The organism is Asaia sp. HumB (genome assembly GCF_030263835.1).
In the GTDB taxonomy this organism is placed as follows: Bacteria; Pseudomonadota; Alphaproteobacteria; order Acetobacterales; family Acetobacteraceae; genus Asaia; species Asaia bogorensis.
Genome location: NZ_JARPML010000002.1, coordinates 2004932 through 2027790 on the forward strand (window position 1 = coordinate 2004932; position 22859 = coordinate 2027790).

The following is a 22859-nucleotide window of genomic DNA, read 5'->3' on the forward strand; positions in this document are numbered from 1 at the left end:
TGAATTCGAGTATGGGAGACAAGATAGAGAAGAATCATATGTCGCTGGAGGTCTTGCTTGCATTGCGGCCCATCATTTCGGAGAGGGGACGACCACAGTCATCTTTCCATTCGACCCATCCGTTGGTTGAGCGACCATTCACCATGGTTCCTGCCGCACTTGGTGAGTTGAAACTCAAATCGGTGAGAAAGCAGAGGCGTTCCTCGATGACCTGCAGATGGCCGTTATCGAGGAGATCTTGGCGCTTCTTTTGGGTGGCTGCGGTAAGAGATAAATGGGAGCTTGGAGCACGCCCCCATGAACCCTTTAAAACGATGAAGCCCGTTTCTGTATAGACACCTGTCGCATTAGCTTTTTCATTACGAAGGTAAACGGTCTTTTCGGGGTGATCGCGCTCAGTTATTCGAGAAAGATGACTTACTTCTTCGAGGCTATGCTTGGCGGCTTTGTTGCTGACAAGCGCTTCAAAAACAGGGTGTCCGAGCGTCGTCAGGAGGATATCGATCGTCTCGAAAATTTCGCGACACTCAGCTTCCATCGCGGCTGGGGTGTGGGGGCGTGTGCCTATTGTGCTGTTCTCCAGCTTGCAGCGGCCCGCCTGCGCGGCGCGGTTGATTGCCAGCCACTCAAGATAATGCGCATGGGTTACCGTAAGACTATGCGTCAGTGAGAGAGCAACGAGGGCGCGGTTCCAGAAATCCTTGCCGTCATGGTGCTGCTTGAGCCGTGCGCCCAGATTACCCGTCTGACCAATATAGGCCTTGGCATGGCCCGTCTCATCATCCTCACCGAACAGAAGGTAGAGCCCCACATGGCCCGCTTCCGACATGGCAAGAAAGTCAGCCAGCCTCAGGCGAGGAATCTCGATCAACTGAACAATGCGGGTTGTGATCGAGGCAATGCGTATGCCCTGCGGGTCACCATCGGGAAGGAAGATCTGGATCGTCTGGGGATGGGCCATGGGGCTCTTTTTCTTCATTGCAGGCAGATTGCGGTCCTGTCCGGATACGGCCGCAATAAAGGTTTCTGACGCATCCGGGTCATACCCGTAAAGGCCAGGGGAGCGTTCTTCTCTCGGCCTGCGGCTTCAAGGGGCGAGGCCGAACAGCAATCGGAGCGGCCTGTGCGTGGTGCAGAATTGCGACAGGCCATTACAACGCACAGGGCCTGACAGGTCATTCAGGCCCTCTTGTCGGCAAGATCGCTCAGGGCAGGGGCTTGCCGCTCAGCGGAGGCTGGGGGGCGGCCACCAGCCTGTCCATCAGATCCTCGAAGCGGGGCACGTCGATTTTCTGCGCCACGATTGTCCGTCCCTCACCGAGGCCAGGCTGATAGCCGGGCGACCACGAGATAATATCGCCATAAGACGGGCCGAACTGCGTGTTTACGTCAACATAGAGGTCCGCTTTCTGGGTGATCAGGCCCGGATTGAGCCAGACAGCTGCAGCAATTTCATCCCAGAGCGGGAAGCCCGGCTCGCGGGTCTTGAGGGAGCGCGAAACCGGGGTGTCGGAGCGCGAAAGGCGCTTGAGCAGATCGGGGGTCAGCTCGGTATCTGTCGAGGGGTCGACTGGGATCATGGTGATCCGGGGCCAGGGCGCGCGCAGGGCAATGCTTGCAGCCTCAGGGTCGAAGCGAATGTTGAATTCGCGCCTTGGTGCATTGAGAAATTCGCGTGCGAACTGATGGGCAACTTCATCAGGGCGTGTCTGACGCGGGTTGAGACTGCCGCCCATATAGACCAGCTCCTTAGCGAGCGAGGCAAATTCCGGGTCGAGGCGTTGGGCCAGAGCAAGATTGGTCAGCGGTCCCGTGGCGATGATCGCCACCTGATGCGGGTAGCGATGCACCATGTCGATCATGAAATCAGCAGCGCGTTCGTGTTGCGCCTTGATGGTCGGATTGCCCTGAGGCAGGTCCGGCACGACATCCGGACCGTGATAGGGTGGAAGTTTCTGAAGAGTGGGCTCTACCCAGTGCTTCATCCACACGCCTTTCCAGACCAGCTTGCCGTAAAGGGTCTCCCAGCGCTCGGTCTGCGCTTCGGTATTCACCAGTGGATAGGTGGCCCCTGTATAGACAGGCAGATCCGGCCGGCCGGCAATTTCCACACCACGAAGCGCATCGGCTGTGGCTTCTTTCGCCCAGGCATCGCCTGTCACAGTCGTGACGCCCAGAACCTTCACATTCGGTGCCTTGATGACCATCCACTGGGCGAGGGCAAACCCGTCATCATCGAGAATGACCAGGCGTGGCTCGGCATGCGCCGCACTGATGGCAACCCCATTGAAGGCGACAAGGCCAAGCAGAGCGAGTGAGGCTATGCCCATACGCGCGATACCGGCATCCCGGCCACGTCGCGCGGCGGGCATCAGTCTCGAAAAATTCGGTTTGCAGCGCATGTGCCGTTACTTCCCTGGTTCATTGTCCTGCATCGGGCTCCTGACTCGGAGGGGGCGCCTTTCGACCCGACCAACGAAGCAATAGTTGTTTGCAATGAGACAGGCGCAAGGCGCAATCCGCCCTGGCGACGATGCGTGATCAAAACGAACGAAGGCGGACAGGGCGGGGAGGCACTGGAAGGAACTCTCCGATTGCAGATCGTGCGTACAGATCGCAGAGCGTCCGGTCTCGTCACCACGCGGCAACAGGTAATACTGATTGCCACGAATAGCCCGAAGTGCGTTGGCGCATCGACTGAAAGTGATTGAGTATTTTCAAGGGAGGGGACCTGGTGGAGAGAGTTGGATTCGAACCAACGTAGGCGTACACCAGCGGATTTACAGTCCGCCCCCTTTAGCCACTCGGGCATCTCTCCAGGTCGGGACGGGGAATATGGCGGATCACGGTTGGTGTCAACAAGCTTTCTTCATTTTTGTTGCATGACGGGCGGCTTGCTTTCATAGAGCGCTCATGTCCAGACGCCCTTCACGCTCATCCGCCTCGCGCGCTGCCCGCGCTTCTGAAAACCGCGCTCCAGAGGATCGTCCCTCTGGCGAACGCTCTTTCGAGGGGCGTTCTTCAGGCGGCCGTTCCTCCGGCGGGCGTTCATCCGCCGCCGGATACTGGATGTATGGCCTGCATGCCGTTGAAGCAGCTCTACGCAATGCAGAGCGCGACGTGCACGAGCTGCTGGTCACGAAAGAAGCCCTCTCGGCACTCGAAGCCAGACAGGTTCCGATCCGTATTTCCCCCAACGTGGTCGAGCGCCAGCGACTGGACCATCTTTGTGAGCGTGACGCCGTGCATCAGGGCGTCTGCATGCGCGTCGAACCCTTGACCCCGCCCTATCTCGATGACGTGCTGTCCAGCCGCGAGGGGCCCTTGCTGATTCTCGATCAGGTAACCGATCCGCGCAATATCGGTGCGATATTGCGGTCGGCAGCGGCATTCGGGGCAGCTGCTCTTGTGGTGCAGGACCGCAATACACCTCAGGAAGGCGGGGCGCTGGCCAAGGCGGCCTCAGGAGCGCTGGATGTCGTGCCCATCCTGCGTGAGGTCAATCTCTCGCGCATCATTGCCCAGCTGCAAAATGCGGGTCTCTGGACGGTGGGTCTGGATGCGGGCGGCTCGATGTTGAACGGTCAGGGTTTTGCGGGTCGTCGCGTGGCGCTGGTACTGGGTGCAGAAGGGGCGGGCCTTAGGCGCCTGACCCGGGAAAGCTGCGATGAGATCGCCAGCGTCTACATGCCCGGTAACATGGAAAGCCTCAACGTTTCCAATGCTGCTGCCGTAGCGCTTTATGAGCTGGTTCGCCCGGCCTGACTTCCTGCAGGTTTGAGGCATGACCCCTTGTCATGCCAGACCTGCTACGTGACGGCATCCGTGCTCGCGGCTCGATGCATATGGCGGGAGTGCCCATCGCTGTAGAGCCTGGAGCATGAGTCCCCATAGCGTGGGTGGACCGGGTCATCCGTCAGGGAATTCCATCAGCACGGATGATGGTCTAGTCTGATTGCTCCAAGGACATGTTTCCGGGAGGGATCACTTCCATGAAAGCAGTTGGCTACAAGGCGCCCGGTGCGCCTGATGTCTTGCAGGACATTACCCTGCCCGACCCTCCGGCCCCGAAAGGGCACGACCTGCTCGTGCGGGTCAGGGCGGTCTCGATCAATCCCGTCGATACCAAGATACGTGTGCGGGCCGGTGCGCTGGATGGCGAGGCATGGCGCGTTCTGGGCTGGGATGCCGCCGGAATCGTCGAGGCCACGGGCCCGGAGGTCCGTTTCTTCAAACCGGGTGACAAGGTGTTCTATGCCGGTGCCCTGATGCGCCAGGGCAGCAATGCCGAGATGCAGACGGTCGATGAGAGACTGGTCGGCCATATGCCGGACCGTCTCGATTGGGGGCAGGCCGCGTCGCTGCCGCTGACCAGCGTGACAGCATGGGAAATGCTCTTTGACCGCATGGCGGTCACCAACCTGACGAAAGGCGTCCTGCTGGTTGTTGGCGGCGCTGGGGGTGTGGGCTCGATCCTCATTCAGTTGGCCCGCAAGCTGACGGGTCTTACCGTCATCGCCACAGCATCACGGGATGAAACGCGTGACTGGGTGCTCCGGATAGGCGCACATCATGTGATCGACCATCGACAGGACATGGCAGCCCAGATACGGGCCCTTGGTTTCGAGCAGGTAACCCATATCGCCGCTCTGACGGCAACGGACCGCCATCAGGCTTTTTATGAGGAAATCCTGGCGCCTCAGGGGCATCTGAGCGTGATCGACGATCCCACGCATTTCGATATCGTGGGGTTCAAGAAGAAGAGCGCCACGATCTCATGGGAATTCATGTTTACACGCTCGCTTTTCGCCACGCCCGATCAGGCGAGACAACATGATATTCTCGAGCAGGTCTCCTCGCTTGTTCAGTCCGGGGATGTGGTGGCGACAGAGTATCACCGGGCTCAGGGCCTCAGTGCTGCGGCACTGGGCAGGCTGCATAGCGAGAGCGAGAGCGGAAAGAGCATCGGTAAATCTGTGCTGGTGTTCTGACGTCCGATACACCGGCGCAGCCCGGCGCTTTTCAATCCGGCGCGCTGGACGGCAGGATCAGCACAGGATGAGCGCTCCGCTCTCGCGGGCTTGTGCGCTGCGCCAGAACATGCCGCCTTCCAGCCTTTCGCGCATGGCAGGCGGCAGTATCGAGCGTCTGGGCTCAGGTGCAACACGGGGGCGCAGCGCGTGCAGACCCGGTGTGCCGAGAGCCTGATCGAATTTGTCCGTATCGGGTGTCACCACATGGTCGGGATCGTAGTCATGAGGTGGCAGTCCCAGCGCCCGTGTCAGGCTGTCCAGAGCCTGACATGGTGAGCGGATCAGATAATCGTAATCTACCAGAATGAGCCGATGCGCGTAGGGGCCGTGGAACGCCTCAATCAGGACGCGCCACGCATAGCCAAAGACGCCCTCGGGTGAGAGGATATAGTCCAGCCGGTCATGCTGCGTGGCCCTTCTGGAAAGTGGTACGAGATTGGAGGAAAGGACCGGATCGCGCACGATCAGCCGCTCCAGCGAGTCGAGAATCCAGATTGGATCACGCACGCAGCAAATGACTTTGGCTTGTGGAAATACGGCATCGATCAGCCCCATCCGGGCGCACCAGTCGCGATGCGTGTCGATGACGATCTGCTGGGGGTCGGTGATGGCGTAGTAGCTCTCCAGCAAGCGGCGCATCACACGGTCCCTTTTCGCCGCATCGAAATCACCGGCGTAATCTCCCTCAGCCATCAGGGACGCGACACGCAGCATCATGGGGGCGACGGGTGAACTGCGCCCCGACGTTACAATGGCGGGGTTCTGGGCCAGAAGGGCTGAGAGCAGCGTGGACCCTGAGCGAGGCAGGCCGGCGATGAAATGAACGGCATTGGCATGGGGCATAAGGGGGGTTTTCCACGATGAGGGGCATGGCTCGCGTAGAGGGCACCTTATGGCTGTGCAATTGGGTGTCCGAACCTCACTATGTTGCCAAAATATCACGCCAAAGACAAAAACCTTTTGCACGCTGGGGCGATAGTGCTGAACAGAGAAGCTGTCAGGCCTCAGGGTCACATGTCACTTTTCGTTACTGAATGAAATATAGGGTCGGTCCAGCACTGCTGGCTGGCAGATCCGTCAGAAGGAAGAAGCGATCAATGGGTATCTTCAGCACGATCATGAGCAAGATCTTCGGTCACGCGGAGGCAGCCCCTGCCAGCGGTTCGAATGGAGCGGCTTCTGGCTCTGAAGCACCTGCTGCACCGGGTTCCACCACGCCGACGGCACCGAGTGCGCCGGTCGATGTCGACGCAGTGCTGACCCAGATGGCAGCCGATAAGGGCCAGGCGCTCAACTGGCGCACGTCGATTGTCGATCTGCTTAAGCTGCTCGACATGGATAGCTCGCTCGATGCCCGCAAGCATCTGGCGCAGGAGCTGCATTACACGGAAAGCACCGAGGACACGGCCAGCATGAATGTCTGGCTCATTCGTCAGGTCATGCAGAAGCTGGCCGAAAACGGCGGCAAGGTTCCGGAAGAGCTTCGTCACTAAGGGCCTTCACGCCCTCATAATCATCCAGCCGGAAAAGGGAGCCTATGGCTCCCTTTTTCCTTTGCAGTCAGGCCTTTCCCGACAGCAATGAAAACACATGTAGGTGCCTGAAAATCAGACCGCGAACTCGCGAATGATGCGATGCAGTTCGGTGGGATCTTCCACAAGCATGGCCTGACGGTAGAGAGCATCACAGGAATCAAGGCTGAGCGAACGGATCATGCGCTTGACCGGTGGGAGAAGCGCCGCCGACATCGAGAATGAGCGCAGCCCCATACCGATCAGCAGGGCGACGGCGCGCGGGTCCGATGCCATCTCGCCACAGACACAGACGGGTCGGTGCGCGCGAAGCGCCTCGTCAATCGTGAGGCGAAGCAATCGGAGCAGAGCAGGGTGCAGGGTTGTGTAGAGCTCGGAACCCATGGCAGCAGTCCGATCGACGGCGAGCGTGTACATCGTCAGGTCGTTGGTGCCGAGCGCCAGAAACTCGGCCTGTCGCACCAGGGCACCCGCCGTCAGGGCAGCAGCCGGCGTCTCGATCATCACGCCAAGCGGTGGCAGATCGGCAGGAAGTTTCACGCCACGACGACGCAGCCTTTTGGCGCAGCGTTCGTAGATCTGTCGGGTGGCGATAACCTCGTTCACCGAGCTGACCATGGGCAGAAGAATGCGTAGCTGGCCGTGCAGGCTGGCGCGCAGAATGGCGCAGAGCTGCGTTTCGAGAATTTCCGGATGACGAAGCAGCAGACGCAGGCCACGCACGCCAAGCGCCGGGTTTTCCTCTTCCTCTTCGCCCTGAATCCCAAGCTGGCGCAGCCGCGACAGCCCTTTTTCACCACCCCAGTCCAGCACCCTGATGGTGGTGGTCATGTTGGGCATGTCGGCGACGATGCCGGAATACACCTCGTACTGCCCATCCTCATCGGGCAGGGGGGTAGTTTCATCGAACAGGAATTCGGTTCGCAGCAGGCCAATCCCTGCTGCGCCGTTGCGATGCAGCAGGGGGAGTTCATTCGGGATCTCGACATTGGCCAGCAACTCGACATCCTCGCCGCTCACCAGTCGGCTGGGCAGGCGTCGTAATCTGCCAATTCCCTTTCGCTCCCTGGCCTCCTCGGCCATTGCCGAGCGTGCCTCAGCCAGCGTGGTCGAGTCCGGGTGCAGGATAACCCTGCCGTTCGACCCGTCCACAATCAGCAGATCACCGTCATTGATGCGATCAGTCAGATTGGGAATGGCAAGAATGGCAGGCACATTGAGCGCACGCAGCATGATGGCGGTATGGTCGGTCACCCCGCCGCCTTCCGAAAGCACTGCTGCAATACGGTTCGGGTCAATGACGGCGGCATCGGCCGGTCTGATCTGCTCGGCAACGAGAATGGAGCCGCCCTGGACATCGGAGAATGCCTTGAACGAAACACCGGTCAGATTACGCAGGAGCCGTCTGGCCACCTCGCGAAACTCGCCCTGACGACGCCTTGCGCTTTCGATTTCCTCTTCAGGCATGTCGGGCTGCGGCCCGGCCATGGCCGCCAATGCGTCGCTTTCGATCTGCACAGCGGCTTCGGCGGTCAGCCCGTCTTCCCCGATCCGGCGATGCGCCGCCCGAACGAGGCGCGAATGGTTAAGCATGCGCTCATACACCGAAAGCAGCGCATCGATTTCGATACGCCCTTCTTCCGGCAGGGCATTGAGTTTGGTGCGCAGCTTGCGGAGCTGCTTGAGCGTGAGAGCTATGGCCTCATCCAGCCGCGCCCGCTCTGCGTCACTTCCCAGCAGGGAGGGGAGTGCCTCAATAACAGGCAGGGGGCGCTCATAGGTCAGGCTGGCGCGCGCGATGACGACACCTGCCGAAATCCCGACACCCTGCAGGATTTGCATGGGGAGGTCGGTATCAGGCTGGACAACTTCGCTCGACGGGCGGCGCAGTCGCTTAATCACGCTCACCAAAGCCGTCAGCAACGAGGGCGATCAGGGCATCGAGCGCCGCGCTGGCCTGGGGGCCCTTGGCTGAGAGCAATATGGTCTCACCCCGGCCCGCGCCAAGCATCATCAGCCCCATGATGGACAGGGCAGACACGGTCTGGCCATGACGGCTGACCTCAACATCAGCCTTGAAGCCTTCGGCCGCTGTGACGAATTTTGCTGCGGCCCGGGCATGCAGGCCCAGGCGATTGACGATCGTGACATCGCGCTCAAGGGTCGGGCCCGAAACCGTGCCCGACATCAACGGGCAACCTGGCGCAGGGGTGTAATCAGCGGGGTGAGGGGGGGAACATAGCTCATGGTCGTCGTCACAACCATTTCACAGCTCTTGCCACCCTGCAAACAGGAAGGCGGCAGCTCATAGGCGGCGGCAATGTATTTGCGTCCCGCAAGAGTGGCCAGCTCGGCACATTCGGCAAGGCTGCGTGTGCAGCGCGTCTTGGCAAGCTTGACCAGCATCGGCACGTTGACACCGGCCAGCACCTCCACGAGGCCTTCCTGACGCAGCGAAAGGGCCAGATTGGAAGGGGTACTGCCAAACATGTCAGTCAGGAGAAGAACGCCGTCGCTTGTATCGACCGAGGCGATGGCAGCGCCGAGACGGGCTCTCGCGGCAACCACATCATCGTCGGGGCTGACACCCATGACTTCTATCTGTGGCTGGGGCCCGACCACATGGGTCACGATTTCAAGGAGAGACTGAGCCAGGGAACCGTGGGTAACAAGAACGATCCCGATCATCGGGGCATTCCTTCAAGGGGTGCATGACGCCATTTTCGTAGCGACCCCAAGAGATATTGGTCATCCATCACGGTAATCAAGACGGCTCTGTCCGTATCTGTTCATCCGGTATGGCAAGTTGCTGAGGGGCGCGAACCCATCGCCATGAGCTGCGTCCCTGACGTGCCAGTTCCCGATGCATGACGACGATTGGCACATCTGACAAGAGTTTAATCTCTTCGGCACGGCTTAACGCGGCGGCAATCTCTTCGACAAGTGTTACGGAGCGGTGCTGACCGCCCGAGCAGCCAATAGCCACGGTCGCGTGCTTTTTTCCTTCAGCGACGAAACGAGGCAGAACAAGTTCGAGCAGTCCCATGATGCGTGAAAAGAAATTCAGGTAATCGGGGTCCTGCTGCACGTATTCGCGCACCACAGCCTCGAGCCCTGTGCGGGCTTTCAGTTCTGGGTCGTAATGCGGGTTACGCAGGAACCGGGCATCGAATACGAGATCGGCCTCACGGGGAAGACCAGCCGGGTAAGCGAAGGAAAGCAGGGTGACTGTCATCGAGTCGCCATCATTCTGATGGCCAAAACGCGACTCGATCAGGCGACGCAAATCATGGGGGGGCAGATCGGATGTATCGATCACGAGATCGGCTTCGTCACGCAGGGGCGCTAGCAGGGCAATCTCCTGCTCGATGCTCGCCACAAGGCCCGGTGCGATTTCCGAACTGTTGTCCAGCGGGTGACGACGGCGCGTTGCCGTGTAACGCCTGAGCAGCACATCTGTCTCGGCCGTTGCGTAAAGCAATTCTACATGCAGGTCGCGCTGGGTACGCAGCTGCGCCAGTGCCATGATGACGGCTTTGGCCTCGAACCCTCTGGTGCGCACATCAATGCCGATGGCCAGAGGCTCCACCGTTCGGGCGGCCAGGGCATCGAGCAAGGTCAGGGGCGGGTTATCCGTGACCTCGTAGCCAATATCCTCAAGGATACGCAGGATCGAGGATTTCCCCGCGCCTGATAGGCCGGTCACCAGCAGGATGCGCCGCGCTGAACTCACAAATCGCCACTCCAGTTACCGGACGGAAGAAAGACCATCAGAACCTTAACCTTCTTCGAGGTCGCTGGGGAGGGGGAGACAGGAGGCGTTCCCCCCATTGAGGCCGCAAAGAAGTGTGAAATCACTCAGGCGGCAGCGCAGCGCCGTGCGAATGATCGCCACTGCATCCGCGTGAAAGCCGTTCAGAGTCATCTGCCATAGTCCTGTATCGGGTTCGACAGTTTTCTCTGGCAGGCGTACTGCCCTGGACGGGATCGAGAGATGAACATGCAGGCCAAGCCTTGCCGTAGCGCGATAGGGCATACGAACCAGACCCAGCCCGCGAATTTCGATCATCCCGGCAAGGGCAGGGGGCGCAGAGGCGTGGAGATCGCGGATGACCAGACGATCATCTCCCACCAGATCGAAGCCTGAGTCGATCAGGCGGAGCAGGAGGCTGGATTTGCCGCATCCCGATTGTCCGGTGAGCACAACACCTATCCCTGCAAGGCTCGCACAGGATGCGTGGATCTGCCCGTCTCGGGGAATGATGAAAGGCGATGTGCAGTCCTGTGATTGTGGGTTATGAGTGCCGTCATGCACGACCATTCTTCCCTCTCTCCTCTTCCCGTCCTGCAGGACAGCGTGACCTATTACGGTGTGACAGGGCTGGGCCCGGACGGCAAACCGCCCGAGAGCCTGATTGAGGAATGTCAGAATGCCCTTGCCCGCATACGCGACATTCTGGCGACACATGGGCTTGTGCCTGAGGACATCACGCATCTGGCGTATATGATACCCGATAGCGTGGTGTTTACGGCCTGCCAGCGGATCATTGCCGAGGCGCTTGGTCCTGCCCGACCCGCCATGACCCTGCGCCTGAAACCGAGCTTCGACGTGCCGGGCCAGAGGCTGGAATTCAATTTTATCGCCTCGGCCTGAAGTCACGCCGTAGAGGCGCGTTGCGGAGCGATCTGTCCCGTCAGACGCCAGCGCGTAATAGGTGTAAAAAAAACAGGGGGCTGTAACGCCCCCTGAATATCCTCGTTCGCGATGCCGGCTCAGTGACGCGGCGAATAGAGCGTCGTCAGGCGGTCGGGGGTGTTGTCCAGACGTTCCAGATGCGGGTAGCGCAGGCCGTCATGGTAGGGAATGGCCACGGTGCGGTAATGCTCGCCCGACTTGACCAGAAGCGTGATGGGCGCCTTGTCGGTTTTCGCAGCCTTGATGGCATCGATCAGGCCTTCGGGTGAGAACGTATCGCCATTGACGGCAACGATCTCGTCATGAATGGCCAGACCAGCCTTGTAGGCGGGGCTGTCCCAGGCGACCGTTCCGAGCTTGCCGTTCTTGGCGCTGATGATCACACCCAGCGAGAAACGCAGGCTGAGGCGATGGCGGTTCTTGCCAGCCTGCGCCTCGAATGCGTTTTCCTTGTCGGTAAAGACCAGCTTGTAGCCACCGGCTTCGAGCCCACCCAAAGGCGCGCGCTTTTGCACGGTGCTGATGCGCTCATGCAGGAACTTCGCCCAGTCATAGGGCACGACCTTGTTCAGGGTCAGGACTATATCATCGAAGGTGTAGGTGCTGACGATGATGCTGCCGTTATTGGTGCCAAAGAACGCCTTGGCGAAATCGTCGAGCGATTTCGTGTCATGCGAAAGCTTGCGGATCATCATGTCGGCATCAAGCCAGACGAGCTGACCTTCAACATAGTAATCTTCCGAGCGCTGGTAGTCGCGCCAGGACTGGGGGGCACGCTGGGCGATGATCGGGTCATTGGTGGTATCCGCCACCGGGCGCCATGCCCGCCCGGCCTGGGCGTCGTAGCTGGCCGCTATCAGGGCGAGCGCCTCAAAACCCTGATCCTTGGACACCAGTCCGGAACGGGCCGCGAGGACATTACCCCAGAACTGGGTCTGACCCTCATACACCCAAAGCAGCGAGCCGCGCTGGGGCGTGTTGAAGGTGGGGCCGTACAGATCGGCCGGGCGGCGATACTTGCCATTCCATGAATGGGTATATTCATGGGCCAGCAGGTCGCGCTGCGGGAAGGAATGCTTCCAGTCCGTGAAGTAATCCTCGCTCACGCTGTCTTCGCTCGACTGGTGATGTTCGAGCCCGATCCCGCCAAGTTCGTCCGTCAGCGCCATCAGGAAGTCGTAATGGGTGTAGTGCTGCGAGCCGAAAGTCAGAATGGCCTGCGTGACCAGATTGCGGTGGATCTGCAATTCGGCATCGTCATAGGCCAGATCGCCCGGCTTGTCGGCCACCATGTTCAGTGTGACGGGCACGCCACCCGGTGCGTTGAGCGCGACCTTGCGGAAATAGGCTCCGGCGAAGATCGGTGAATCGACCAGCGTGTTGTACGGCACCACGCCATAATTGAGGGTGTCGCCGGTTGCGTTGCCATTGGTGCGCAGCGCCGTTGCGGCCTGCCAGCCATGCGGCAGGGTCACGCTGGCCTGAACAGGAATGTTACGCGAGTAGTAGCCCGCCGGATAAAGCGAGACCTCGTTCCACTGAACATTGACGATATGGGGCGTCATGACCACGCGCCCTTCATCATCCGTCACCGGCGAGAGAAGCTTGAAGTCGAGATCGAGCTGTGTCTGGTCCTTGGTGACGGGCACGTGGAAGGCAAACACATCCACCGGGTCGCGCAGCCAGGGAATGGTCTTGCCACCGGCGCTCGCGACCAGGCCACCAAGCTGCATGATCGTGCCTTCCGGCGCATGACCGCCCGGCACCCATTTCGGATAGAGCAGTACGAGTTCACCGGCTTCGCGGGCGCTTTGCGGCACGGGCACGGTCTCATGCATGGTCATGACATGATGATCCAGATCCGTGGCATTGACGCTCAGCTTGAGCGTGCCGGGAAAGGCAATGTCCTTGGGTTGCGGCAGGGGCGAAGGCAGCGGTGTGGCTTCCGGCTGCGGCTGGCCCTGTGCGGAGGCACTGGCCGGAGCCGCGAAAGCAGACACGGCATGGGTGCCGAGAACGAGGGCAGCCAGAAATGTGCCCGCGCGAAAAAGGCGAATGGTCAAGCGTGATACTCCACGAGATGCAGATCGATCATGTGTATTCATTACCAAAGTGCAAACGCACGCGGCTGACAACCCATATTCCGGGTTCGATATGACTCTTCCTCGCGAAATCCTGTGTCGTTGCAGCGTCATCGCCCCTCGACTGACGAACATATCGGGGGGCGTAATTCAGGCCACAGGACCGTCAGGATTTCACAAGACCCAAGACAAAACAGTTCAGGGATCCTGTTGTATCAGCAGGGTGATGTCACCACCGCAGGCGGCTTCGTTGGTTGTGATCACGGTTTCACTCAGCAGCCACTCAGGCCGGACCGTATCCAGATCATAGACCGGGACCACCATGCCCTCGCGTGCCGTAACGGTCAGGGCGGCCTGTTCGGCACTCTCGGCACCACGCTGGATGAGCATGGCGTCACATTCCGGCAGCGCACCGGGATCGACGCGCGTAATGACATTGGCCAGCTGGCGAGAGACCTGCCTCAGCCACTCCACTGCGTTATCGGGTGCCAGAACCAGCACCTGATTCCCTGCGCCAAGCGCGAGCCCCACGGCATGCAGCAGGGCAGGCCAGCTTTCGCAGGCACAGAGAATGACGCCTTTGGGCCGCAGCATATAGTGGCTGGTTTCCCCATTCGGGCCAGGCATGTCGAGGGTAAGGCCGCATAATCTGTGGGCGATGACGGCTCTCACCCGGCGGGCCGAAGGCGGGTCCCGGGGTTCGAGAAAGGCGAGAAAGGCGCGCGCCGTGGCGGGGACAGGCGCCTCTGGCGGCGCTTCGAGCGGGCAGGGTGCGCCATGCATCAGACGCGGAAGGAGCAGGGGACCACCCAACTTGGGGCCCGAGCCGGAAAGTCCGCGCCCGCCGAAAGGTTCCGTCCCGATTCGTGCGCCGATGATGCCGCGATTGACATAGATATTGCCAGCACGGCTGCGGGCGCAGGCACGGTTGATACTCTCCTGGATACGGCTCTGCACGCCAAAGGTCAGGGCATAGCCTGTGGCATTGAGGGCATCCACGACGCCGTCGAGCTCGTGACGCGCATAGCGCCGGATATGCAGAACCGGGCCGAACACTTCCTGCCCGATATCGGCAACGCGGCCAATCTCGATAAGTGTGGGAGGGACGAAATGGCCCTTCAATGTCTCGACGCGCATGTCGGGCTGCCAGACGGGATAACCGGCGCGGCGCATCCGATCGACATGGGCTTCCACCCGAACACGCGCCCCGGCCGAAATCAGCGGGCCGATATCGCAGCACAGCCTGTCCGGTGCGCCGAGGTGACGTTCGATAATGGCACCACGCAGACGTTCGATGAGTTCATCTGCGCCGTCTTCCTGCACCAGAAGGACGCGCTGGGAAGCGCTGCGCTGACCGGCACTGTCAAAGGCGGAGGTCAGGATGTCGGGAATGACCTGATCGAGCGGTACGCTGCTATCGACGAGCATCGCATTCTGCCCGCTGGTATCGGACAGGAGGGGCACAGGCTGGCCGGTTCGCCCGGTGCGTCCCAGCAACTCGCGACTGATGGTCTTGGCCACGGCGGTCGAGCCTGTGAACATGACGCCGTCGATACGGGGGTCGGCCACCAGCGAAGCACCGACATTGCCTTCGCCTGGCAGGAGCTGGAGGGCCGCTGGCGGCAGGCCCGACTCTATGAAAAGCGAGAGCAGATGGGCTGCGACAAGCGGTGTTTCTTCCGCAGGCTTGGCAATGACGGCATTGCCCCCAGCCAGGGCGACGGCAACCTGACCGGTAAAACTGGCAACAGGGAAATTCCACGGGCTGATGCACAGTATCGTGCCAAGCGGTGCGCCGTGCCGCCCTGTCTCATCCAGCTGGCGCAGTTGCGCCGCATAGTAGCGCAGGAAATTCACGGCCTCGCAGAGTTCCTGCGTGGCATTGGCGAGTGTCTTTCCTGCCTCGCGAATCAGAAGCTCGAGCAGCGTCGCGCGATCCTGCTCGATGGCCACGGCGACACGATCGAGACAGTCCGCACGCTCCTGTGCGGTGGTGCGACGCCATATCTGTTCACCCTCTGCAGTATTGAGGGCAGCATCGATATCGCGCGGTCTGGCATAGATGACGACACCAACATGATCGTCATGTGCCGCCGGATTGGTGATCGAGCGTGCGCGCCCTTCGGGCCTTGGCATGGCAGGGCCAATGGGCATGGCCCTGAAAACACGGGCTGTCGCGGTAAATCCTGCGATCAGGTTTTCCAGATCGAGCAGGTTGTCGAGATCCGGCGCGATCGCCCCCTGTCGTTCTGCCCCGTAAAGATCGGCAGGCAGGCTGAGCGAAGGGTCCGGTGAGCCATGGGGCAGTGGTGCGCGTGCCAGCGTCACGGGATCGGCAATGAGTGCATCAAGAGAGACGGCCCGGTTGGCGACCTGATTGATGAAGGAGGTAGGCGCGCCATTTTCGAGAAGGCGATGCACCAGATAAGGGCCAAGATGTGAATCGGCTCCAACAGGTGACAGGATACGACAGGCAGCGCTGCGCGGACGTGTCGAGACCAGAGGAGTATAGAGCGTTTCACCCATGCCATGCAGGCAGCCGAATTCATAAAGCCCCGGCCGCCATTCGGGCGCGAGGGCGAGAATGGTCGCTATACTGCGGGCATTATGGGTTGCGAATTGCGGGTAGAGTGCAGCCTCTTCTTCCAGGGCGCGACGGGCGCAGGCGATATAGCTGACGTCACTATGGCACTTGCGGGTGAAGACAGTGTAGTCGGCGTTTGCCCTGGCCTGGCTGTGCCGGATTTCCTCATCACGATAACTGCCCTTGACCAGACGCAGCATCACGCGTCGCCGGGTCTCGTTGGCGAGCGCCACCAGATGCTCGATAAGGGGCAGGGACCGCTTGTCATAGGCCTGTACGGTGAAGCCAAGACCGTTCCAGCCTGCAATTTCAGGGGCGTGACAGAGCGCATCGAACAGATCGAGGCACAGCTCGAGTTTGTCTCCCGTCTCGGCATCAAATTGGAGGATCACATTGGCTGCCATGGCACGCTGGGCCAGCATCACCAGAACAGGGAGGACCTCGTTCATGACGCGGTCGCGCTGGGTGGTCTCGAACCGGGGATGCAGTGAGGACAGCCGGAGCGACAGGGCAGGGCGTTCATACAGGGTCTGCCCCCTGCCATGCCGGCCGAGGGTCTCCACCATCGCCAATGCGTCATGGCGTGCACGATCGGCTTCTTCTGCCGTCTGGGCGCTGCCATGCAGGGACGCACAGGCCAGGCTGAACCCCTTTTGCTCAGCCGTGCGATGGCGTCGCAGGGCCTGCCCGAGGGTCTCTGCCAGAATGAACTGGCTGCCCATCATGCGTATGGCTTTCTCCACGCCATGGCGGATGAAAGGTGCTCCGCTGCGCATCGCAAGGCCGCGCAAACCGCCCGGGGCGGCATGGAGCTTTGATGAGGTCGACATGGCCCAGCTTGCCGCATTCAGGAACAGCGGAGGCTCATCACCGCCATGATGATGCCAGTCACCCTGACCGATCTGGTCGCGTATCAGCGCGTCGCGCGTGGCTGAGTCGGGGATGCGAAGGAGGGTGCCCGCGAGACAGAGCAATGCCTTGCCTTCGGGAGAGGCGAGGGGGAAAGCCTGCATCATGGTCTCGATGCCGTTTGTCTCGGCATGAGTGCGCCAATGGGTCGTGAGAGTGCGAGCCTGTGTCTCCGCCCGCTCGGTCAGGTTTTCCGGCAAGGTGGCCCGCGTGAGCAGCCCGGCAAAGGCTTCTGCCTCGGGGCGGCGCGCAGCATGGGCAATAGCCTCCCGCGAGGGCGACAGGGCCGGGCGTCGGGGGAGAAAGCTTGAGAACAAAGTCATGCTGGCTCAGTCATGCAAATCGGGCGCGTCAATCATACGCCCCCCGCATCATTACGCAGGGATACGAAGCAGGCAGACTAGGCGAGGCCAAAGGGCAGGAAAACCCTTGCTGCGTTACGTTCCGGTCATGCGCGTAGCCAGATGTCAGAAACTCGTCCGGTGAGGCCGTGGCTCATGACCTTGAGCAGATCCGGCTCACCGGAATGTCACGTTGACGTGTCAGACAGGCAGTATCAGGGGTGACGATGCGTAAAGAGGCGCACATTGCGCTCTTCGATGCCGAATTCGCGCAGGGCGGCAGCAAATTTCTCGAAATGGGGCGTCTTGAGATGCGCCTCGAAGGCAGCGCGCCCTGTATAGACCTCGTGCAGGACAATAATGTCGGGAGCGTCCTGTTGGGTGAGCACATCGAAGGCCAGGCAGCCTTCCTCATCGGCGAGGGAGCGGTCGCTGTCATAACGGCAGATTTCGAGGAATTTATCGAAGTTTTCGGCCGGTGCGGCGAATTCAGCGATGACTGTGAAGCTCTCAGACATGAGACGAATCCGATCAGTTTCCGGAATTGACTTTTCTGCCTCAATTCTGCGAAGAGTAAACACCGATTCACGGGAGAGACCGGACAATTTTTCCGGCGCCGAAGGAGCAACCGCCCCGGAAACTCTCAGGCAAAAGGACCGCGATCGGCTGGAACTTCTGGAGAGAGGCATCCCTGTGGGGTGTCCGCCGACGGGATAGCGATCTCAGGCAAAGGCGACAGAAGGGGCGACGATTTTTTCGTTTTCTGCCTTGGGGGATTCCGCCCGTTGTCCGACGCGCTCTGTTTCACGCCGCTCAATGACCTGCATATCGAACTTGGCGCCCGTATGGTGCCGTTCGCAGGCTATTCCATGCCCCTGCAATACCCGGCCGGGCTCATGGCAGAGCACCTGCATACGCGCAAAAGCGCGGGGCTGTTCGATGTCTCCCATATGGGGCAGCTGCGTATCACACCAAAGCAGGGAACGCTGCACGATGCCGCCCTCGCGCTTGAGAGCCTGATTCCGGTCGATCTGGCCGGTCTGGGTGCCAACCGCCAGCGCTATGGTTTTCTCACCAACGATGCCGGTGGTATCCGCGACGATCTGATGGTCGCCAATATGGGTGACTGGCTGTTCGTGGTGGTCAACGCCTCCTGCAAGGCTGCTGATACCGCGTTGATGGAAGCAGCCCTTGGGGATCGGGTGGTGATCGAGAAGCTCGATGACCGCGCCCTTCTGGCGCTTCAGGGCCCCGAGGCTGTCAACGTGCTTCAGGATCTCTGCCCCGAAGCCGCTGAGATGCGGTTCATGGATGCGATCGAGGCTGACATCGATGGCGTTGCCTGCACCCTGACCCGCTCGGGTTACACGGGTGAGGATGGCTATGAGATCGGCATCCCGGCCGAGCATGCCGAGCAGATTGCCCGTGCGCTTCTGGCAGATGAGCGCGTTCTGCCCATCGGGCTTGGTGCGCGTGACAGCCTGCGTCTCGAATCCGGTCTGTGCCTGTACGGCAATGATCTGGATGAAACCACCACACCCGTTGAAGCTGCCCTTGGCTGGGCCATGCAGAAGGCCCGCCGCGAAGGCGGGGCCCGTGCAGGGGGCTATCCGGGCGCTGACATCATCATGAAGCAGGCACGTGAGGGTGTTTCCCGCCTGCGCGTGGGACTGGCAGCGGAAGGGCGTGCGCCCGTTCGCGCTGGCACAGAACTATTTGCCGACGAGGCAGGCACGCAGAAGGTGGGTGTCGTCACCTCCGGTGCTTTTGGCCCCAGCATCAACGCCCCTGTGGCGATGGGTTATGTCGAGACGGCTCATGCCAGCCTCGGCACCACGCTTTACGGCGCCCTGCGTGGCAAGTTCGTGCCGGTTCAGGTGCGCGCCCTGCCTTTCGTCCCGCCTGGCTTCAAACGCTGAAAACCGTCAACTGAGAGAACGCGATCAATGAGCACCACCTACTACACCCCGTCCCATGAATGGATCCGTCTCGAAGGCGATATCGCCACGGTCGGCATCACGGCTCATGCTTCCGACGAACTCGGCGAGCTGGTTTTTGTGGAAGCCAAGGACGAAGGCACCGAAGTGCCGCAGGGTGAGCCTGCCGCCGTTGTCGAATCCGTCAAGGCCGCCTCGGATATTTATGCCCCGGTAAGCGGCGTTCTGGCCGGGTTCAACACCCGTCTTTCAGACGAGCCGACGCTGGTCGGTACCGATCCGGAAGGCGAGGGCTGGATCTTCAAGCTGCGCGTGAGCGACTCTGCCCAGCTCGAATCCCTGCTCGATGCGGATGCCTACAAGGCGTCGCTCTGATCTGACCGCCGGGCTGGCTTGCCGGTCCGGCTCTTTTTGTACCGTCAGATCCGGATGGCCGGTCTGATGTTTCCTTCCGAGCACAGGGTGGCCCGTGCCGTCCTGACTCGTTTGCGTTCCTGACAAGGATCTGCCGAGACGTGACCCGTAACGCCCCGCTCAATACGTCGCCCAATACATCGCTGTGGCCCGCGCATGAAGACGACCAGTTCGTCTCACGCCATAACGGCCCGCGCCCTGGCGAAGTCGTTTCCATGCTCAAGACGCTCGGTGTGACAAGCATCGACGCGCTGATCGAGCAGACGGTGCCTTCTGCCATTCTGGACCGCAAGGCCTCTGGCGTCGGCCCCGCGCTGACCGAGAGCGAGGCGCTGGCGCGGCTGAAGCAGATCGCAAGCCGCAATGTGGTCATGCAGTCCATGATCGGGCAGGGCTATCACGGCACGATCCTGCCTCCCGTCATCCAGCGCAACATTCTGGAGAATCCGGCCTGGTACACGGCCTATACGCCGTATCAGCCGGAGATCAGCCAGGGCCGTCTTGAAGCGCTGCTGAACTTCCAGACGCTGGTCTGTGATCTGACCGGGCTCGATATCGCCAATGCCTCGCTTCTGGACGAGGCCACGGCCTGCGCCGAAGCCATGGCGCTCGCCCAGCGCAACGCCAAGACCAAGAGCACGGTATTCTTCGTCGATTCCGACACGCATCCCCAGACGCTTGCGGTGCTGCGGACACGCGCCGAGCCTTTGGGCTGGACCATTCAGCTTGGTAACCCTGAAACCGATCTCGATCCTGAAGCCGTTTTTGGTGCGCTGCTTTCCTATCCGGGCAGCTCGGGTGAAGTGCGTGATTTCCGTGCGGTGATTGCCTCGCTGCACGAAAAGGGTGCCATTGCGGCCCTTACCTGCGACCCGCTGGCCCTTGTCATGCTTGAAGCGCCCGGCAAGCTGGGCGCCGATATCGCCATCGGCTCCATGCAACGCTTTGGCGTACCAATGGGCTTCGGTGGCCCCCATGCCGGGTTCATGGCCGTGCGTGACGCCTATAAGCGCACCATGCCGGGCCGTCTGGTTGGCGTATCGCGCGACAGCCGCGGGGCTTCGGCCTATCGCCTTGCGCTTCAGACCCGCGAACAGCATATCCGCCGCGAGAAGGCGACCTCGAACATCTGCACGGCACAGGTGCTTCTAGCGGTCATTGCCTCAATGTACGCCGTCTATCATGGGCCCGAGGGCCTGCGTGCCATTGCGCATCGTGTGAACCGCCTTGCCTCCATTCTGGCTGAAGGCCTGCGCGAACTGGCCGTCAAGGTCGAGACCAGCGTTTTCTTCGACACCATCACGGTCGAAGCCGGTGAGTCCGCGGCCCTCGTGCTCGAGCGCGCCCGCAAGGCCGGGATCAATCTGCGCGATGCCGGTCAGGGGCGTCTTGGCATTGCGTGTGATGAAACCACTGAGGCGAGCCATATCAAGGCGCTGTGGCGCTGCTTCTGCCCCGATGAGGCGCGTCTTGCCGCGCTTGAGGCCAAGCTTGATGGCGCCACCACGATCCCGGAAGCGCTGACGCGCAGCGGGGCCTTCATGACGGCCGCCGTATTCCATGCGCATCGCTCCGAGACGGACCTGCTGCGCTATATGCGTCGTCTGTCCGACATGGATCTGGCGCTTGATCGCACCATGATTCCGCTCGGCTCCTGCACCATGAAGCTGAACGCCACAGCCGAAATGATCCCCATCACCTGGCCGGAATTCGGGGCGCTTCATCCCTTTGCGCCTGCCGATCAGACTGCAGGTTATCTTGAGCTGTTCGGTATCCTCGAACATGCGCTTTGCGCCGTGAGCGGGTATGACGCGGTTTCGCTCCAGCCCAATTCCGGTGCGCAGGGTGAATATGCCGGGCTGCTCGCCATTCGCGCCTATCATCAGGCCAATGGCCAGAGCGAGCGCGATGTGTGCCTCATTCCGGCCTCGGCGCACGGCACCAACCCGGCTTCCGCCCAGATGGTCGGCATGCGCGTGGTCGTGACCGCCTGCGATGCCGCGGGCAATGTCGATCTGGAGGATCTGCGCAAGAAGATCGCGCAGCACGAAGGGCGCATTGCGGCCCTCATGCTCACCTATCCCTCGACGCATGGCGTGTATGAGGAAGCGGTGATGGAGATCTGCGATCTCGTGCACGAGGCTGGCGGTCAGGTCTATCTGGACGGTGCGAACATGAACGCGCAGGTCGGTCTGGCACGCCCCGGGCTGTACGGCGCCGATGTGTCGCATTTCAACCTGCACAAGACTTTCTGCATCCCGCATGGCGGCGGTGGCCCGGGCATGGGGCCAATCGGTGTCAAGGCGCATCTCGCCCCGCATCTGCCTGGCCGTCCTGAGCGCGGCGATGCTCGCGCCGTATCGGCAGCCCCTTTCGGTTCAGCTTCGATCCTGCCGATTTCGGTCGCGTATGTGCTCATGATGGGCGATGACGGCCTGCGGGAGGCCACTGAAATGGCCATCCTGAATGCCAATTACATCGCAGCACGCCTCGAGCCGCACTACCCTGTGCTTTATCGTGGCGCCAATGGCCGCACGGCGCATGAATGCATCGTCGACCTGCGTCCGCTCAAAGACGCTGTGGGTGTTACGGTGGATGACATCGCCAAGCGCCTGATCGACCATGGCTTCCATGCCCCAACGGTCAGCTTTCCTGTGGCAGGCACCTTCATGATCGAGCCGACCGAGTCCGAGGGGAAGGCTGAACTCGATCGCTTCTGCGATGCCATGATTGCTATCCGTGAGGAGATCCGTGCGATCGAGGCTGGCAGCATTGCCATTGAATCCAGCCCTCTGCGTCACGCGCCCCATAGCACCGCCGATCTGGTGGGTGAGTGGGACCGCGAATACGACCGCATGCAGGGCTGCTTCCCTAACGGGCTGGACCGCGTGAAGTATTTCGCGCCGGTCAATCGTATCGACAACGCTTGGGGCGACCGTAACCTGGTCTGCTCCTGCCCGGATATTTCCAGCTACGCCGAAGCTGCGGAGTAATTCTGGATGACCCTCGTTCCCTTTGAGGAGCGGGGGTCTTCTTTTTCTGGAAGAAAAAAAAGGAAAAAGACTTCCCCTTCGTCGCGAATAATGCGGATACGACACTTCCAGACGAATCGAATACGTTCTCGTTTTTAATGCTGGTGCAGCATTGAGAAAGCTGGCTACGGCGACCATTTTCGGGTGCTATACAGGTTGCGTCTCTTGCTTCTTTCACGAGAAGTGGTTGTTGATCCTGTCAGACAACGGGGATGAACATGTCCGAAAAGCTCCGTATCGTCATAGGTCGCGCGCCCCAACGGTAGTTATCAGCCAGATGATCTAAGGACCTAATTAGAG

18 protein-coding genes, 1 tRNA gene and 1 riboswitch are annotated in these 22859 nt (G+C 60.8%); of the genes, 7 read left to right on the plus strand and 12 right to left on the minus strand.

Annotation, left to right across the window (positions count from 1 at the left end; all coding sequences use genetic code 11):
- Positions 1 to 34 precede the first annotated feature (34 nt).
- The 3 genes from P5689_RS10170 to P5689_RS10180 all read right to left on the minus strand — a co-directional run bounded on the left by P5689_RS10170 (position 35) and on the right by P5689_RS10180 (position 2818).
- Positions 35 to 961, minus strand: coding sequence for a GIY-YIG nuclease family protein (locus P5689_RS10170; protein WP_285533062.1), 927 nt, complete (start codon positions 959 to 961; stop codon positions 35 to 37).
- A 244-nt stretch (positions 962 to 1205) separates the two neighbouring features.
- Positions 1206 to 2402 (minus strand): nucleoside hydrolase, encoded by a 1197-nt coding sequence (locus P5689_RS10175; protein ID WP_285533063.1) that lies wholly within the window; start codon positions 2400 to 2402, stop codon positions 1206 to 1208.
- 330 nt (positions 2403 to 2732) lie between these two features.
- Positions 2733 to 2818: transfer RNA gene (locus P5689_RS10180), tRNA-Tyr, on the minus strand.
- A gap of 95 nt (positions 2819 to 2913) precedes the next feature.
- Here P5689_RS10180 and rlmB point away from each other — a divergent pair.
- Both rlmB and P5689_RS10190 read left to right on the plus strand, forming a co-directional pair.
- Entirely contained in the window at positions 2914 to 3765 is an 852-nt protein-coding gene (gene rlmB / locus P5689_RS10185; protein ID WP_285533065.1) for a 23S rRNA (guanosine(2251)-2'-O)-methyltransferase RlmB, read from the plus strand.
- A 227-nt stretch (positions 3766 to 3992) separates the two neighbouring features.
- On the plus strand, positions 3993 to 4991 hold the full coding sequence (locus P5689_RS10190) for a zinc-binding alcohol dehydrogenase family protein (protein WP_285533066.1): 999 nt from the start codon (positions 3993 to 3995) through the stop codon (positions 4989 to 4991).
- 57 nt (positions 4992 to 5048) lie between these two features.
- Here the strand turns inward: P5689_RS10190 and P5689_RS10195 are convergent, their stop codons facing one another.
- Positions 5049 to 5876 carry a sulfotransferase gene (locus P5689_RS10195; RefSeq protein WP_285533068.1) on the minus strand — a complete coding sequence of 276 codons (828 nt, stop codon included), beginning with the start codon at positions 5874 to 5876 and terminating at the stop codon, positions 5049 to 5051.
- A gap of 254 nt (positions 5877 to 6130) precedes the next feature.
- Between P5689_RS10195 and P5689_RS10200 the strand changes: the two genes are divergently transcribed.
- Complete coding sequence (locus P5689_RS10200) at positions 6131 to 6526, plus strand: DUF3597 domain-containing protein (RefSeq protein WP_023977819.1); 396 nt, start codon at positions 6131 to 6133, stop codon at positions 6524 to 6526.
- A 114-nt stretch (positions 6527 to 6640) separates the two neighbouring features.
- On the opposite strand, the gene ptsP is transcribed toward P5689_RS10200, so the two are convergent.
- The 5 genes from ptsP to P5689_RS10225 form a co-directional block, all read right to left on the minus strand.
- Positions 6641 to 8473, minus strand: a complete 1833-nt coding sequence (ptsP, locus tag P5689_RS10205) for a phosphoenolpyruvate--protein phosphotransferase (protein ID WP_285533069.1) — start codon at positions 8471 to 8473, stop codon at positions 6641 to 6643.
- Positions 8460 to 8753 (minus strand): HPr family phosphocarrier protein, encoded by a 294-nt coding sequence (locus P5689_RS10210; protein ID WP_023977821.1) that lies wholly within the window; start codon positions 8751 to 8753, stop codon positions 8460 to 8462. Before P5689_RS10210 ends, ptsP begins: the two co-directional genes overlap by 14 nt.
- Positions 8753 to 9253, minus strand: a complete 501-nt coding sequence (locus tag P5689_RS10215) for a PTS sugar transporter subunit IIA (protein ID WP_023977822.1) — start codon at positions 9251 to 9253, stop codon at positions 8753 to 8755. Before P5689_RS10215 ends, P5689_RS10210 begins: the two co-directional genes overlap by 1 nt.
- 76 nt (positions 9254 to 9329) lie before the next feature.
- Positions 9330 to 10298, minus strand: coding sequence for an RNase adapter RapZ (gene rapZ / locus P5689_RS10220; protein WP_244442048.1), 969 nt, complete (start codon positions 10296 to 10298; stop codon positions 9330 to 9332).
- A 45-nt stretch (positions 10299 to 10343) separates the two neighbouring features.
- The gene (locus P5689_RS10225; protein ID WP_023977823.1) at positions 10344 to 10886 is read right to left on the minus strand and encodes an HPr kinase/phosphorylase; all 543 of its coding nucleotides are present in this window, start codon (positions 10884 to 10886) and stop codon (positions 10344 to 10346) included.
- On the opposite strand from P5689_RS10225, the gene P5689_RS10230 reads away from it, so the two are divergent.
- Entirely contained in the window at positions 10875 to 11219 is a 345-nt protein-coding gene (locus P5689_RS10230) for an endoribonuclease L-PSP (RefSeq protein ID WP_285533071.1), read from the plus strand. The two genes, P5689_RS10225 and P5689_RS10230, sit on opposite strands and share 12 nt — an antisense overlap.
- Before the next feature lie 119 nt (positions 11220 to 11338).
- On the opposite strand, the gene P5689_RS10235 is transcribed toward P5689_RS10230, so the two are convergent.
- From P5689_RS10235 to P5689_RS10245, 3 genes are all read right to left on the minus strand, one after another.
- Positions 11339 to 13324 (minus strand): M61 family metallopeptidase, encoded by a 1986-nt coding sequence (locus tag P5689_RS10235; RefSeq protein ID WP_023977825.1) that lies wholly within the window; start codon positions 13322 to 13324, stop codon positions 11339 to 11341.
- A gap of 216 nt (positions 13325 to 13540) precedes the next feature.
- A complete protein-coding gene (gene putA, locus P5689_RS10240) occupies positions 13541 to 17158 on the minus strand; it encodes a bifunctional proline dehydrogenase/L-glutamate gamma-semialdehyde dehydrogenase PutA (RefSeq protein ID WP_285533072.1) in 3618 nt (1205 codons plus the stop codon).
- 233 nt (positions 17159 to 17391) lie between these two features.
- Positions 17392 to 17694, minus strand: a complete 303-nt coding sequence (locus tag P5689_RS10245; RefSeq protein ID WP_023977826.1) for a putative quinol monooxygenase — start codon at positions 17692 to 17694, stop codon at positions 17392 to 17394.
- Positions 17695 to 17754: 60 nt separating this feature from the next.
- Positions 17755 to 17845, plus strand: a riboswitch (glycine riboswitch).
- Positions 17846 to 17961: 116 nt separating this feature from the next.
- Here P5689_RS10245 and gcvT point away from each other — a divergent pair.
- The 3 genes from gcvT (at position 17962) to gcvP (ending at position 22520) form a co-directional block, all read left to right on the plus strand.
- Positions 17962 to 19095 carry a glycine cleavage system aminomethyltransferase GcvT gene (gene gcvT, locus P5689_RS10250; protein ID WP_023977827.1) on the plus strand — a complete coding sequence of 378 codons (1134 nt, stop codon included), beginning with the start codon at positions 17962 to 17964 and terminating at the stop codon, positions 19093 to 19095.
- A gap of 27 nt (positions 19096 to 19122) precedes the next feature.
- Positions 19123 to 19488 (plus strand): glycine cleavage system protein GcvH, encoded by a 366-nt coding sequence (gcvH, locus tag P5689_RS10255; RefSeq protein ID WP_035443956.1) that lies wholly within the window; start codon positions 19123 to 19125, stop codon positions 19486 to 19488.
- A 140-nt stretch (positions 19489 to 19628) separates the two neighbouring features.
- Positions 19629 to 22520: an aminomethyl-transferring glycine dehydrogenase gene (gene gcvP / locus P5689_RS10260; RefSeq protein ID WP_035443955.1), complete on the plus strand. Its 2892-nt coding sequence runs from the start codon at positions 19629 to 19631 to the stop codon at positions 22518 to 22520.
- Positions 22521 to 22859 lie beyond the last annotated feature (339 nt).